Source organism: Janthinobacterium agaricidamnosum NBRC 102515 = DSM 9628 (assembly GCF_000723165.1).
In the GTDB taxonomy this organism is placed as follows: Bacteria; Pseudomonadota; Gammaproteobacteria; order Burkholderiales; family Burkholderiaceae_D; genus Janthinobacterium; species Janthinobacterium agaricidamnosum.
This window is the reverse complement of sequence record NZ_HG322949.1, coordinates 3848268-3862109: the sequence shown is the minus strand read 5'-3', so window position 1 is coordinate 3862109 and position 13842 is coordinate 3848268. Positions and strand designations below refer to the sequence as shown.

Annotated in this window: 11 protein-coding genes; 7 read left to right on the top strand and 4 right to left on the bottom strand. The window is 61.4% G+C overall.

Going from position 1 to position 13842, the window contains the following annotated elements:
* Positions 1-26 precede the first annotated feature (26 nt).
* The 4 genes from GJA_RS16480 to GJA_RS16465 all read left to right on the top strand — a co-directional run bounded on the left by GJA_RS16480 (position 27) and on the right by GJA_RS16465 (position 5243).
* Positions 27-1124, top strand: coding sequence for an ABC transporter substrate-binding protein (locus GJA_RS16480; RefSeq protein WP_038494203.1), 1098 nt, complete (start codon positions 27-29; stop codon positions 1122-1124).
* A 164-nt stretch (positions 1125-1288) separates the two neighbouring features.
* Entirely contained in the window at positions 1289-3064 is a 1776-nt protein-coding gene (locus GJA_RS16475) for an ABC transporter permease (protein WP_038500152.1), read from the top strand.
* Positions 3065-3087: 23 nt separating this feature from the next.
* On the top strand, positions 3088-4161 hold the full coding sequence (locus tag GJA_RS16470; RefSeq protein ID WP_038494200.1) for an ABC transporter ATP-binding protein: 1074 nt from the start codon (positions 3088-3090) through the stop codon (positions 4159-4161).
* Positions 4162-4196: 35 nt separating this feature from the next.
* On the top strand, positions 4197-5243 hold the full coding sequence (locus GJA_RS16465; RefSeq protein WP_038500149.1) for an AbrB family transcriptional regulator: 1047 nt from the start codon (positions 4197-4199) through the stop codon (positions 5241-5243).
* A gap of 52 nt (positions 5244-5295) precedes the next feature.
* On the opposite strand, the gene GJA_RS16460 is transcribed toward GJA_RS16465, so the two are convergent.
* A complete protein-coding gene (locus GJA_RS16460) occupies positions 5296-5844 on the bottom strand; it encodes an outer membrane protein (RefSeq protein WP_038494197.1) in 549 nt (182 codons plus the stop codon).
* 405 nt (positions 5845-6249) lie between these two features.
* On the opposite strand from GJA_RS16460, the gene GJA_RS16455 reads away from it, so the two are divergent.
* Both GJA_RS16455 and GJA_RS16450 read left to right on the top strand, forming a co-directional pair.
* On the top strand, positions 6250-8136 hold the full coding sequence (locus GJA_RS16455) for an MFS transporter (RefSeq protein ID WP_038494195.1): 1887 nt from the start codon (positions 6250-6252) through the stop codon (positions 8134-8136).
* Positions 8137-8180: 44 nt separating this feature from the next.
* The gene (locus GJA_RS16450) at positions 8181-9074 is read left to right on the top strand and encodes an alpha/beta fold hydrolase (protein ID WP_242404562.1); all 894 of its coding nucleotides are present in this window, start codon (positions 8181-8183) and stop codon (positions 9072-9074) included.
* A gap of 9 nt (positions 9075-9083) precedes the next feature.
* On the opposite strand, the gene GJA_RS16445 is transcribed toward GJA_RS16450, so the two are convergent.
* Genes GJA_RS16445 through GJA_RS27450 form a run of 3 tightly spaced genes read right to left on the bottom strand, consistent with a single transcriptional unit; the run spans position 9084 to position 12393 of the window.
* Positions 9084-10634 carry a hybrid sensor histidine kinase/response regulator gene (locus GJA_RS16445; protein WP_051780997.1) on the bottom strand — a complete coding sequence of 517 codons (1551 nt, stop codon included), beginning with the start codon at positions 10632-10634 and terminating at the stop codon, positions 9084-9086.
* Between the two features lie 6 nt (positions 10635-10640).
* Positions 10641-12134: an ATPase domain-containing protein gene (locus GJA_RS16440; RefSeq protein ID WP_038494192.1), complete on the bottom strand. Its 1494-nt coding sequence runs from the start codon at positions 12132-12134 to the stop codon at positions 10641-10643.
* Complete coding sequence (locus GJA_RS27450; protein ID WP_144241573.1) at positions 12118-12393, bottom strand: hypothetical protein; 276 nt, start codon at positions 12391-12393, stop codon at positions 12118-12120. Before GJA_RS27450 ends, GJA_RS16440 begins: the two co-directional genes overlap by 17 nt.
* Positions 12394-12641: 248 nt before the next feature.
* On the opposite strand from GJA_RS27450, the gene GJA_RS16435 reads away from it, so the two are divergent.
* On the top strand, positions 12642-13838 hold the full coding sequence (locus tag GJA_RS16435; protein WP_197539841.1) for an efflux RND transporter periplasmic adaptor subunit: 1197 nt from the start codon (positions 12642-12644) through the stop codon (positions 13836-13838).
* The last annotated feature ends 4 nt before the right edge of the window (positions 13839-13842 follow it).

Genomic DNA, 13842 nt, shown 5'->3' with positions numbered 1-13842 from the left:
ACACTTACCACAATGGAGACACAGACATGATTTCGAAAACCATGATGGCCGCAGCTTTGGCAAGCGCATTGGCAGGCATGGCCGGCGCGGCGTACGGGCAAGTGCCGGCCGGCTACCCCGCCGACTACCAGAAGATCATCGACGCCGCGAAAAAAGAAGGCAAGGTCGTGATTTACGGCGCCACCGACAGCAAGGCCGCCGCGCCGCTGATCAAGGACTTTAATGCGCTGTACCCGGGCATTACGGTCGAATACAACGACATGAATTCGACCGAAGTGTACAACCGCTTCATTTCCGAAGTGGCGGCCGGCGGCAATACCGCCGACGTGATGTGGTCGTCGGCGATGGACTTGCAGATGCGCCTCGCATCCGACGGCTACGCGCTGAAATACAAATCGGTCGAAGCGGCCAGGATCCCGGGCTGGGCGATGTGGGACGACATGGCCTACGGCACCACCTTCGAGCCGGCGGCGATCGTCTACAACAAGCGCCTGGTCGATCCGAAGGAAGTGCCGGCCACCCACGCCGACTTCGCCAAGCTGATCACCCAGCCGAAGTTCAAGGACAAGGTTACCACCTACGACATCGAAAAATCCGGCGTCGGCTTCATGTTCATGACCCAGGACGCCAAGGAATTCCCGAAATTCCCGGACTTGCAAAACGCCTTCGGCGTCGCCAAGGTGCGCGTGCAATCGTCCACCGGCACCATGATGGAACGTATCTCGTCGGGTGAAAACCTGATCGGCTACAACGTGCTCGGTTCGTACGCGCTGGTGCGCGCCAAGACCGACCCGTCGATCGGCGTGGTGCTGCCGAAGGATTACACGCTGATACTGTCGCGTGTCCAGTTCATCAACAAGAACGCCAAAAACGTCAACGCCGGCAAGCTGTGGCTCGACTACGTGCTGTCGCAGCGCGGCCAGACCGTGATCGCCAACGATTCCAAGCTGTTCGCGATCCGCGCCGACGTCAAGGGCGAGACCACCTCGTCCGACCTGATCAGGCAGATCGGCGCCGAGAATATCAAGCCGGTGCCGGTGCACCCGATCGTGCTGCAATTCCTGGGGCCGGCCAAGCGCATGGCTTTCCTGAAACAGTGGAAAGAAACTGCCGGTAAAAAATAAGGTTGCACGGGCCGGCGCGGCGGTCATGGAAAAGGGGAGTCTTTTCCATCGCGGTCCGCACAGGCCCTTGACGGCGTGCGCGGCGGCGACCGCCCGGCGCCGTCTTTTTTTTCAAACCCGGGATGCCAGCGCTGCGCCGCGGCCCCTCATTCATCGGATTTTTCATGCAAACAGCTACCCTGCCGGTCCATGCCCGGTCGCGCCTGAACTGGCCGCGCGGCGTGGTCGTGACGCTTACCTGCGTCGCCATTTTTCTGCCGCTGTTCCTGATTTTCTACCAGAGTTTCCTGTCCGCGCCATTCTTCATGCCGGTCAAGGAACTCGGTTTCGACGCCTACCGTTTCATCTTCGACGATCCCGATTTCAGCATGGCCTTCAAGAACGGCATGCTGATGGCCACCGGCCTGGCGGTGATCGCCGTGCCGCTCGGCGGCATGCTGGCCTTCCTGATGGTGCGCACCGATTTGCCGGGCCGCGGCTGGGTTGCGCCGCTGCTGCTGGTGCCGATTTTCGTGTCGCCGATGGTGATGGGCTTCGGCTACGTCGTCTCGATGGGGCCGGTCGGCTTTTATTCGGTGTGGGTCAAGGAGCTGATCGGCTTCGTGCCCTGGAATATTTATTCGTTCACCAGCATCGTCGTCATCGCCGGCCTGACCCACGTGCCGCATGTCTACCTGTACGCCTCGTCGGCGCTGAAAAGCCTCGGCTCGGATGTCGAGGAAGCGGCCCGCGTGGCCGGCGCGTCGCCGGTGCAGGTGATGCTCAACGTGTCGCTGCCGATGATCATGCCGGCGCTGGCGTATGCCGGCGTGCTGGTGTTCTTCCTCGGGTTTGAAGTGTTCGGCCTGGTGCTGGTGCTGGGCGACCCGGAAGGCCACCTGGTGCTGGCGACCTACCTGTACAAGCTGACCAACAAGCTCGGCACGCCTTCTTACCATTTGATGGCGGCCGTCGCGGTGTGCCTGGTGATGGTGACCATGCCGCTGGTGATGATACAGCGCTGGCTGCTGAAGTCGGCCAACAAATATGTGTCGATCAAGGGCAAGGGCGCGCGCAGCAAGGCGATGCCGCTGGGCCGCTGGAAATGGCTGGCGTTCGCCTTGCTGGCCGGCTGGCTGGTGTTCACCATCGTGCTGCCGATTTCGGGCATCGTGCTGCGTTCGTTCGTGCAGTACTGGGGCGAAGGCGTGCACCTGGCCGACGTGCTGACCTTGCAGCATTTCCGCGATATTTTCGAGCAGCCGTCGCTGGTGCGCGGCATCGTCAACACCATCCTGATCGGCGTCATCGGCGGCGCGCTGGCGGTGATGTGCTATTGCGGCATTGCGCTGGCGATGCACCGCAAGCCGGACGGCATCACCCGCTTGCTCGACTACAGCGTGCTGGTGCCGCGCGCCGTGCCCGGCTTGCTGGCCGGCCTGTCGTTCCTGTGGATGTTCCTGTTCGTGCCGGCCTGGATCGACGGCTTCCTGAAAACCATGGACAACGGCGTCGCCGTCTGGCTCAGCGGCCACCTGATCCCGCTGCTGCGCGAAGTGCGCTCGACCATCTTCGCCCTGTGGCTGGCCTATTCGGTGGTGTGGATGGCGTACGGCATGCGCCTGATTTCGACCGCGCTGCTGCAAGTCGGCCCGGAACTGGAGGAAGCGGCGCGCGCGGTCGGCGCCAGCCGCGGCCAGGTGACCCGCGACGTCACCCTGCCGCTGATCAAGTACGGCCTGCTGGGCGCGTGGCTGATGGTGTTCCTGATTTTCGAGCGCGAATATTCGACCGGCGTCTACCTGCTGTCGCCGGGCACCGAAGTGATCGGTGCGATGCTGGTGTCGCTGTGGGCCGGCGGTTCGACCGACCTGGTGGCGGCGCTGTCGTTCATCAACATCACCCTGGTGGCCATCGGCCTGGGGATCGCCTTGCGCTTTGGCGTCAAGCTGCATAACTAATCCAATATAAACGAGACCTGACCATGAATGAATTGACCGTCAACGAGCTGTACCTGGACTACGGCACCGGCGCCTCCGCCAACCAGATCCTGAAGGGTGTCTCGATGCACCTGCAAAAAGGCGAAGTGGTCGCCTTGCTGGGGCCTTCGGGCAGCGGCAAGACCACCTTGCTGCGCGCCGTGGCCGGGCTGGAAAGCCCGAAGGGCGGCACCATCGATATCGGCGAACGGCGCGTATTCGACGGCGCCAAAAATTTCGAGATGGCGGCCGAACAGCGCAACCTGGGCCTGGTGTTCCAGTCGTATGCGCTGTGGCCGCACAAGACCGTGTTCGATAACGTCGCCTACGGCTTGAAGCTGCGCAAGATGGGCAGCACCGAGATCGCCGCGCGCATCAAGGAAGTACTGACCCAGCTGGGTCTCGGCCATCTGGCCGAGCGTTATCCGCACCAATTGTCGGGCGGCCAGCAGCAACGGGTGGCGATCGCCCGCGCGCTGGTGTACAACCCGCCGGTGATCCTGCTCGACGAACCGCTGTCGAACCTGGACGCCAAGCTGCGCGAAGAAGCGCGCGCCTTCCTGCGCGAGCTGATCGTGCGGCTCGGCCTGTCGGCGCTGATGGTGACCCATGACCAGGCCGAGGCGATGGCGATTTCGGACCGCATCCTGTTGCTCAACAACGGCAAGATCGAACAGCAAGGTTCGCCGCAAAGCATGTATGAAACGCCGGATACGCTGTTCACCGCCGAATTCATGGGCAGCAATAACCGCTTGCCGGGCCAGCTGCTGCAGCGCGACGGCAAGACGGTTCGCCTGCAAGTCGATGGGCAAGCCATGAGCGGCAGCGCGCGCGGCGCCAATACCGGCGGCGACGTCAGCACCGTGATCCGGGTCGAGGAAGTGCGGATCAGCGCGACCCAGGTCGACAACGCGATCGAATTGCCGTTGCTGACCTGCATGTACCTGGGCGACCGCTGGGAATGCCTGTTCCACCGCGCCGGCGCCAATGAAATCAGCTTGCGCGCGTATTCCAAGCACAAGCTCGACGCCGGCAATTACTGGCTGCACATGCCGGCGGATAAGCTCTGGGTATTTTAATGACGTGGCCGCGGCATGCGGGCTTACAGCATCCGATGTTGCGGCCTTTCCTGGCGGCGCTGTTGCTGGGCTTTGCCGGCGCCGCGCTGTGCCTGTGGCTGAATACGCCGCTGCCGTGGATGATCGGTCCGCTGTTCACGACCGCGATCCTGCGCCTGGCCGGGCGCGACCTGCGCTGCCCGGTGCGGGTGCGCGAAGCGGGCCAGTGGGCCATCGGCAGCGCGCTGGGCTTGTACTTCACGGCGCCGGTGCTGCTGGCGCTGGTCAGCCATGCCGGCTGGATCGTGGTGGCGGTGGCCTTCGCGCTGAGCCTGGGCTGCCTGTGCGGCTGGCTGCTGCATAAACTGTCCGGCACCGACCGGACCACCGCGTTTTTTGCGATGGCCGTCGGCGGCGCGTCGGAAATGGCGGTGCAAAGCGAGCGCCATGGCGCCATCGTCGAACGGGTGGCCGCCGCGCACAGCCTGCGCATCATGCTGGTGGTCGGCATCATCCCGTTTGCGATCCGCTACTGGGGCCAGCACGGCCTGGGACTGGGGCATGACTTGTATGTGCCGGGCGCGGCGCAAGTCGATCATGGCGGCTTGCTGCTGCTGGTGCTGCTGACCAGCGCCGCCGCGCTGGTATTAAAACGCTGGAATGTGCCGAATGCGTGGGTCATCGGTCCGTTGCTGATGGCGCTGGTCTTGACCGGTTGCGGCATCCACCTGAGCCGTTTGCCGGAATGGATGATCAGGCTGGGCCAGCTCTTTATCGGCATTGCGCTGGGCAGCCGGTTTACGCCGGGCTTTTTGCATGCCGCGCCGCGCTACCTGGCCAGCGTGGCGTTGTGCAGCTTGCTGGCGATGGGACTGGCGGCGGGTTTCGGGCTGACCTTGGCGCACCTGGCCGGCCTCCATCCGGGCACCGCGATCCTGGCGACGTCGCCGGGCGGCATCGCTGAAATGTCGCTGACCGCCAAGACCCTGCACCTGGGCGTGCCGGTGGTGACGGCCTTCCACGTCTCGCGCATGGTGGTGCTGGTATTAAGCATCGCACCGGTATTTAACGGCCTGAAACGCTGGCATAAACGGCGCCAATAAAAAAGCCGGCATATTTTTGTATATGCCGGCTTTTTTTATATCAAACTGATCATTAGAACTTGTAACGCAGGCCAGCCGAGAACAGGTTGGCTTTCAGATCGCCGCCATCGCGATTGTATATTTTGCCGAAGTTCTCGTATTCGGCAACGACCGACAGGTTTTTGTTGATGGCGTAGACGCCGCCGATGCCGAACATGACGCTGGTTTTATTCTCCTTGGTGTTTTCCGAGAAACCAGGCTCACTGTAGTCAACTTTAACCCGATTGGCCGATGCGCCTGCTTTGGCGAACAGCGAGAATTGCTCGCTCAGCGGCCAATTGGCGGTCGCCGCGACGTAAAATGCGCTGGACTTGACGCTCAGCGAGGAATTACCGTCGCGTTCCTTGATTTTTCCGAAATCGACATAAGCTGCTTCCACACCAAAATTTTTGGTGAAATCGTAACCGGCATACGCTTTGTAAGCGGTTTGGTCACGGGTATCGCCATCCGCTTTCAAATCAGAACGGCCGATATTGGCGCCAAGGTAAGCGCCTTCAGCGTGGGCCAGCATAGGAAGCGACAAAGCGGCGGCGATGGTAACGGCGATAATTTTTTGATTCATTATTTACTTTCTTTTATAGATTAATGTCGAGGGAGAATTCCTCCGACTTAATGGCGGGGGCAATTCTATAGGCTGGACTTATTTTTTCGTACTCACTTATTAATTTAAAAGGAATATAATTAATAAATGTTGTTTTTTAACAACTTTTATTGCATGAAAGCTGGATGCAGGCGTTGCATTCAGCAAGAAAAAAAGATTGTGGTGATGTGCATGGATGGCGATCTTATCTCACGCCCGGAAGCCCGGTTCTGTGCCCGCCGCGCCCGTCCAGGCAAGATCAAATGTAACTTTCTGTGACTGGCGATATTTCAATGTTGATTTTAGGAAATTGTTTCCATAGAATAGGATTGTCGTGCGCGGCATAGTGCTGTATTTTAGCAATCTCCTTCACCCGCCAATTCCCTCATGAGCCAGAACAGCCAGTTTTCCCTGTTGTCGCAGCGCCGCTTCGCGCCCTTTTTCTGGACTCAGTTTTTTGGCGCCTTCAACGACAATTTGTTCAAGACCGCGTTGATGGTGATCCTGACCTACGACGCGCTGAGCTGGACCACGCTGGACCCGTCGACCATCACCAACCTGATCCCCGGCCTGTTCATTTTGCCGTACGTGGTGTTTTCGGCGACGGCCGGGCAACTGGCCGACAAATTCGAAAAAGCCGGGCTGGCGCGTTTCGTCAAATGGATGGAGCTGGCCATCATGGCGATCGCCGCCGCCGGCTGGATGACGCATACCTTGTGGCTGCTGGTGGCGGCGGTGGTCGGCATGGGCATCCATTCGACGCTGTTCGGGCCGGTCAAATACGCGTATCTGCCGCAGCAATTGAAGCCGGATGAATTGATCGGCGGTAACGGCCTGATTGAAATGGGCACCTTTGTCGGCATCTTGCTCGGTGAAATACTGGGCGCGGTGCTGGTGGTTTACCAGCCGTGGGGCATTCAACTGGTGGCCGGCGCGACGGTCGCCGTGGCGCTGCTCGGCCTGGTTGCCAGCTACCGCGTGCCGCGCACGCCGGCGCCGGAACCGGACTTGCAGATCAGTTGGAATCCGCTAATGGAATCGATCCGCAATATCGGTTTTTCGCGCAAGAACCGGCCGGTGTTCCTGGCCATGCTCGGCAATTCCTGGTTCTGGTTTTACGGCGCGCTGATCCTGGCGCAATTCCCGGTCTACGCCAAGAATTACCTGCATGGCGGCCATGGCGTGTTCGTCTTGCTGCTGACCGTGTTTTCGCTCGGCATCGGCGCCGGTTCGCTGCTGTGCGAACGGCTGTCGGGCCACAAGGTCGAAATCGGCCTGGTGCCGTTCGGTTCGATCGGCCTGTCGCTGTTTGGCATCGACCTGTTTTTTGCCAGCAATGGCTACCATAATACCGGGCTGGTCGAAGTGGCCGCGTTCCTGGCGCAGGCCGGCGTGCTGCGCATCCTGTTCGATATCGTCATGATCGGCCTGTTCGGCGGCTTTTTCATCGTGCCGCTGTTTGCGCTGATCCAGGTGCGCTGCGACCCGCGGCATATTTCGCGCACCATCGCCGGCATGAATATCCTGAACGCGCTGTTCATGGTGGCGGCGGCCGGCGTGGCGATCGTGTTGCTGGGCCAGGGTTTCACGATCCCTCAGCTGTTCCTGATCACGGCGATCCTCAATGCGCTGGTGGCGGTCTATATTTTCTCGCTGGTGCCGGAATTCCTGGTGCGCTTCCTGGCCTGGCTGCTGATCCATACCGTGCACCGCGTCAAGGTGGTCGATGGTGAACGGATTCCGAAGGAAGGCGCGGCGGTGCTGGTGTGCAACCACGTCAGCTATGTCGACGCCATCGTCATCATGGCGGCCAGCCCGAGGCCGATCCGTTTCGTCATGGATCACCGGATTTTCAAGATGCCGCTGCTGGGCTGGCTGTTCCTTACCGCCAAGGCCATTCCAATCGCGCCGGCCAAGGAAGATCCATTCCTGATGGAAAAGGCGTTCGTCGATATCGCGCAAGCGCTGCACGAGGGCGACCTGGTGTGCATTTTCCCGGAAGGAAAATTGACGCGCACCGGCCAGATCAGCGAATTCCGCGGCGGTATCGCGAAGATCCTGGCGCGCTCGCAGGTGCCGGTGATTCCGCTGGCGCTGCGCGGCCTGTGGGGACATTTGCTGAGCCACCGCAGCGGCCATCTGTTCGAGCGCGCGTTCAAGGCCGGCATGCGTTCGCGGCTGTCGCTGGCGGTCGGTTTGCCGGTAGCGGCGGCCGACGCCACGCCGGAATTGCTGCAACAGCAGGTGCAGCAATTGCGCGGCAACTGGAAGTAATTTTCACCGCATTACATTATAAATTAACCATTTCGAGGTGTTACATGTTTCAAACTAAGGTAGCGACATCCGTGGTGCAGCGCTTTTCCAGCCGCGCCGGCATGCTTCTTTCCGCCATGGCGCTGGCCGGCGCGGTGCATGCGGCGGCCCCGGCCGAACGCTGGAAAACCTTGCCGCCGACCCCGGCGCCGGTGCATGCCGACCACAGCGGTTACGCCAAGGTGAACGGCATTCGCCTGTATTACGCCATCGTCGGCAAGGGCGCGCCGGTGATCCTGCTGCACGGCGGCCTGTCGAATTCGGATTACTGGGGCAAGCAGATCGATGCGCTGAAAAAGAACCGCCAGGTGATCCTGGTCGACAGCCGCGGCCATGGCCGCAGCAGCCGCGACGCCCAGCCGTTCGGCTACGACTTGATGACCGACGATGTGGTGGCGCTGATGGATCATCTGAAAATCCAGAAGGCGGACATCGTCGGCTGGAGCGACGGCGCCATCATCGGCATCGACCTGGCGCTGCGCCACCGCGAGCGCATCGGCAAGGTGGTCGCGTTCGCCGCCAATACCAACGTCAAGGGCGTCAACCCGGAGGTCGAAAAGAATCCGACCTTTGGCGCGTTCATCGAGCGTTCCGGTCCGGAGCACATCAAACTGTCGGGCGGCACGCAAAAGGATCACGACAGTTTTGTCGAGCAAATCAGCAAGATGTGGTTCAGCCAGCCGAACTGGTCCGATGCGCAACTGAAATCGATCAGCACGCCTATCCTGGTCATTGATGGCGACCACGATGAAGCGATCCTGCGCAAGCACACCGATTACATCGCCGCCACCATCCCTGGCGCCAGCTTGAAGATCTTGCCGAACGCCAGTCACTTTGCGTTCTTGCAAGATCCAGCCAGTTTCAACCAGGCTATCGTGACTTTCCTCGACGCCAAATAAGCCTGTGCTTTAAGCGGGCGGCCGATGCTGATCCGGCAGCCGCTTGAAGCGCTGCCTGACCAGCCGCATGATGTCGACGAAATCGACCGGCTTGATCAGGTGGTAGTCGAAGCCGGCGTCCAGCGTGCGCCGCCGCGCGTCGCTCTGGCCCCAGCCGGTCAGCGCGATCATCATGATGTGCTGTGCGTCCGGGCGCTGGCGTATCAGGCGCCCGGCCTGGTAGCCATCCATGCCCGGCATGCCCAGGTCCATCACGATCAAGTCGGGCCTGCTGCTGTCGAGCGCGGCCACCGCCGCGTAGCCGTCGTAGGCGGCCGACACGTCGAAGCCCTCCATCTGGAATAACGCTTGCAGCGAATCGGCGGCGTCGCGGTTGTCATCCACCACCAGCACGTGCGACGGTTTGCCGTGCGGCGCGCCATTGATCTCGACTGGCGCAGCGGCGGCGGCCGCCGCTGGTTCCGGTGGCGCCAATTGCACAGCCGGTAAGTCGATGACAAATTCGCTGCCTTTGCCGCTGCCCTCGCTGAACGCCGCGACGCCGCCGCCATGCATTTCGGCGAATTGGCGCGACAGGCTCAGGCCGATGCCCAGTCCGCTGGTGATCTGGCCGGCGACGGTCTTGCTCTGTTCAAACATCGAAAAGATACGCGGGATCGCCCCCGCTTCGAGGCCGATGCCATTATCCTTGATACTGACATGCAGCATGCCGGCGTCATGCCAGGCGCGCACCGCGATATGTCCGCCGTGCGGCGTGAACTTGACCGCGTTCGACAAGATGTTCGATAGCACTTGCACCAGCCGCGCATGGTCGGCAAACAACTGGATCGGATGGCGCGGCAAGTTGTAATCGATGGTGATGTGCTTGGCCAGCGCCGCCTGTTGCGACAGTTCGGCGACATGGCCGATCACCGCGCTGAAGCGGATATCCTGGCATTGCAGCTCGATCTTGCCGCTGGTGATGCGCGCCACGTCGAGCAAGTCGTCCACCAGCCGGGTCAGGTGGGTGACCTGGCGTTCGATCACGTCGCGCACCCGCGTCACTTGCGGGGTATCCGGATACCAGTGGCTGAGCAACGCCACCGACGTCTTGATCGGCGCCAGCGGATTGCGCAGCTCATGGCCCAGGCTGGCCAGGAATTCATCCTTGCGCCGCTCGCCTTCGCGCATATGGTATTGCTTGGTCCGGGCGCGCAGCATTGCCTGCACCGAGGTCAGCAGCGTCAAGGTATGCACTGGCCGTTCCAGCAAGGTCAGGTTGCCGAGGCTGGACACGGCGTGGCGCACGATACTCGAATCCGGGCCGCCGCGGCTCAGCAAGATCACTGGCAAGTCCGACCAGTCCGGCTGCTTGCGCACATACTCGCTGAGCACCTGCAAGCCGCCGTCGGGCAACGCCTCTTCGACCGTCAGCACGCCGGCGGCGCCCAGCGCCAGTTGCCGCGCCAGCTCGGCCGGCCCATCGCAGATGCAATGCCGGATTGCCGCCGCGTCCAGCAGCCGGGCGGCGAGGGCGGCGTCGCGACCGGTAGGCGCATGAATCAGGATGCGGGTTTCCATAGCGCGTCAGTTGGAAGCGTCCGCCAGTGGCGTCAATACCGCACCGGCGGTCGGGATGCCGCCGAGGATGCCGCGGAAGCCGGTCAGCGCCCGGCCGATGCGGATGCCGTGGTCGATTTCAAAACGGTGGATGCCGCGCTGGTGCGGACTGCCGCGCTTCTTGAACACCGAAATTGCCTGGCGCACTTCGCCTTCGGCCTCGAAGTAGCGCAGCATGATGACGTTGTCGGCCACGTAGCTGGCGTCGACCGAGGTGGTCATCACCGTGCCCAACAGGCTTTGCTGTACCCCGATCAGTACCGTGGCGATGCCGCACTGGCCCAGGTAATTAAGCAGTTCATGCAGATAGGTGCCAAGAAAGCGTTCGTCGGGCACCGCTTTCATGTAGCCGTTCAGGCTGTCGACGACGATGATGCGCGCGCCCGTTTCGGCGGCGTCGATGACGGCCTGGATGAATTCCCCCGGCGTCAGTTCGGCCGGATCGATTTGCTGCACCGTCAGCAACTGCGCCGCGAGCGCGGCGTTCAATTGCATGCCGAGCTGCTCCGAGCGGTATAGCAGGTTGCTGCGCGATTCTTCGAACAGAAACATGGCACAGGCTTCGCCGCGGCGCGTCGCGGCGTCGACAAATTGCGCCGCCAGCGACGATTTCCCGCTGCCCGGCGGGCCGGAAATCAGGGTGCTCATGCCTTCGTCGAGACCGCCGCCGGTCAATTCGTCGAGCGCCGCGATGCCGCTCGACAGGCTGCGCCGGCTGCCTTGCTGGCGGGTTTCCGCCGCCACCAGGCGCGGAAATACTTGCAGGCCGCCGTTAGCGATCTTGTAATCGTGGGCGCCGCTGCGAAACGCCACGCCGCGGTATTTGACGATGCGGACATGGCGCCGGTCCACGCCATACGTCTGGCGTTGCAATTCCAGTATGACCACGCAATGCGCCACGCTGCGTACTTGCCAGGCATCGTTCAGCGCCGAATGGTCGTCAACGAATAGCGTGGTGCAGCGGCGGCTGGCCAAGTATTGTTTCAGCGCCATTACCTGGCGCCGGTAGCGCAAGGGGTTTTCCGCCAGCAGTTCTATTTCGGATAGCGAATCAAGCACCAGCCGCGCCGGCTGGTATCGTTCGATCGCCGCCAGGATGCGCTGGTTGGTCAGGCCGAGTTCGATTTCGGACGGATGAAAAATGGTGTATTGCTGGTTAGGATCGAGAATATTTTCGTTAGTAATGATTTCTTCGATATGGATGCCGGCCAGGTCCCAGCCGTGCGACCTGGCGGCGGCGCGCAGTTCGACCGCCGTTTCCCCCAGCGTGATATACAGGCACGCTTCGCCCAGGCGCGCGCCGGCCATCAGGAATTGCAGCGCCAGCGTGGTCTTGCCGGTACCCGGCTCGCCTTCCACCAGATGCAGCCGCTGCGGCGTAAAACCGCCGCCGAGTATATTGTCCAGTCCGGACACCCCCGTCGACAGCCAGGTTGTTTCATCGCTATTCGCAGGGTTCATGTGCCAGATCCCACTCAGACGGCGCCGCGCCGACGCATCCCGGAATAGTACCCGATTCATGAAAAATGTGACTTTTCAACAGTGTTGCATGAAATGCATTGTCGAGCTTGCCAAGCGGCGCGCCATGGCAGGCTAGCAAAAGCCTATTCGCCGCCGCCTTTATTTCACCATGCAAAGTGCTGCGACCCTGTTGCTGCGCGGCGTTTGAGCGGTTACGGCAATAGTTTGCTACATTATCTTGATAAATATCAAGTACCATGCGCGCACCGTGCTTGCGTCATAAGGTTCAGTCCGGCAACACCGGCGTGGTGTGGTGAACGTCCCTGTGTTTTGTTGTGGTAACGCAATTTTTCTTGTCAAAATTCCCTTTGTTGCAAATGTAAAGACGCTTGACGAAATTAGAATGATCGTTCATTCTTTGAGCTGTGATAATAAAATCAGCTTTTTTCGATCTACTTTTGATCTTTTTTCGACATTGTTGCCCTGCTTCCTTTTAGAAAGTCCATGATGGAACACACTTTTTCATTGTCCTCGTCCCGTAAGGCAGGCACGCTTGCCATGCTCTGCGCTTCCGTGATCGTCGCTGGCTGCAGCAAGGCGCCGGCCGGCGCCGGCGGCCCGCCGCCAGTGCCGGAAGTCGTGGTGTACACGATTGCACCGCAAGCTTTGCCGATCACCACGGAATTGCCAGGCCGCACCAATGCCTACCAGATCGCCGACGTGCGCCCGCAAGTGAGCGGCTTGATCCAGAAACGCCTGTTCGTCGAAGGCAGCGATGTCAAGGCCGGCACTGCCTTGTACCAGATCGACCCCGCCACCTACCAGGCAGCCTATAACTCGGCCAAGGCCGCGCTGGCCAAGGCCAGGGCGAACTTGCTGACCGCCGGTCCGAAAGTGGCGCGCTACAAGGAACTGGTGGCCATCGAAGGCGTCAGCCGCCAGGATTACGACGATGCCGTGGCGTCGTTCGAACAGGCCAAGGCCGATGTCGAATCGGCTGGCGCCGCGCTGGAAACGGCCGCCATCAATGTGCGCTACACCAATGTGTATGCGCCGATCAGCGGCCGCATCAGCAGCTCGACCGTGACCGCCGGCGCGCTGGTGACGTCCGGCCAGGCCGCCGCGCTGACCACCGTGCAGCAGCTCGACCCGATCTATGTCGACGTGACCCAGTCCAGCAACGACTTGCTGCGCCTGAAACGCGAAATCGACAGCGGCACGCTGAAAGCCAATAACGGCCAGGCCAAGGTGAGCTTGCTGCTGGCCGACGGCACCAAATACAGCGAAAGCGGCAAATTGCAGTTCGCCGGCGTCAGCGTCGATCCGACCACCGGCAACGTGACCTTGCGCGCCTTGTTCCCGAACCCGAAAGGCGATTTGTTGCCAGGCATGTATGTGCGCGCGGTACTGGAAAGCGGCGTCAATGAAAGCGCCATCGTGGTGCCGCAGCAAGGCGTGACGCGTAACCAGAAAGGCCAGGCCACTGCCTTGATCCTGAACCAGGAAGGCAAGGTCGAGCAACGCGTGCTGGTCACCGACGGCACCGTGGGCGACAAATGGCTGGTTGCTTCCGGCCTGGCGGCCGGCGACCGCGTGATCATCGAAGGCTTGCAGAAGGTCAAGCCGGGTGCGCCCGCGAACGTCGCCAAAGCCGCCGCTCCGGCAGCCGCGGCAGCCGCAGCCGGCAGTGCCAGCGCCCACTAATCCA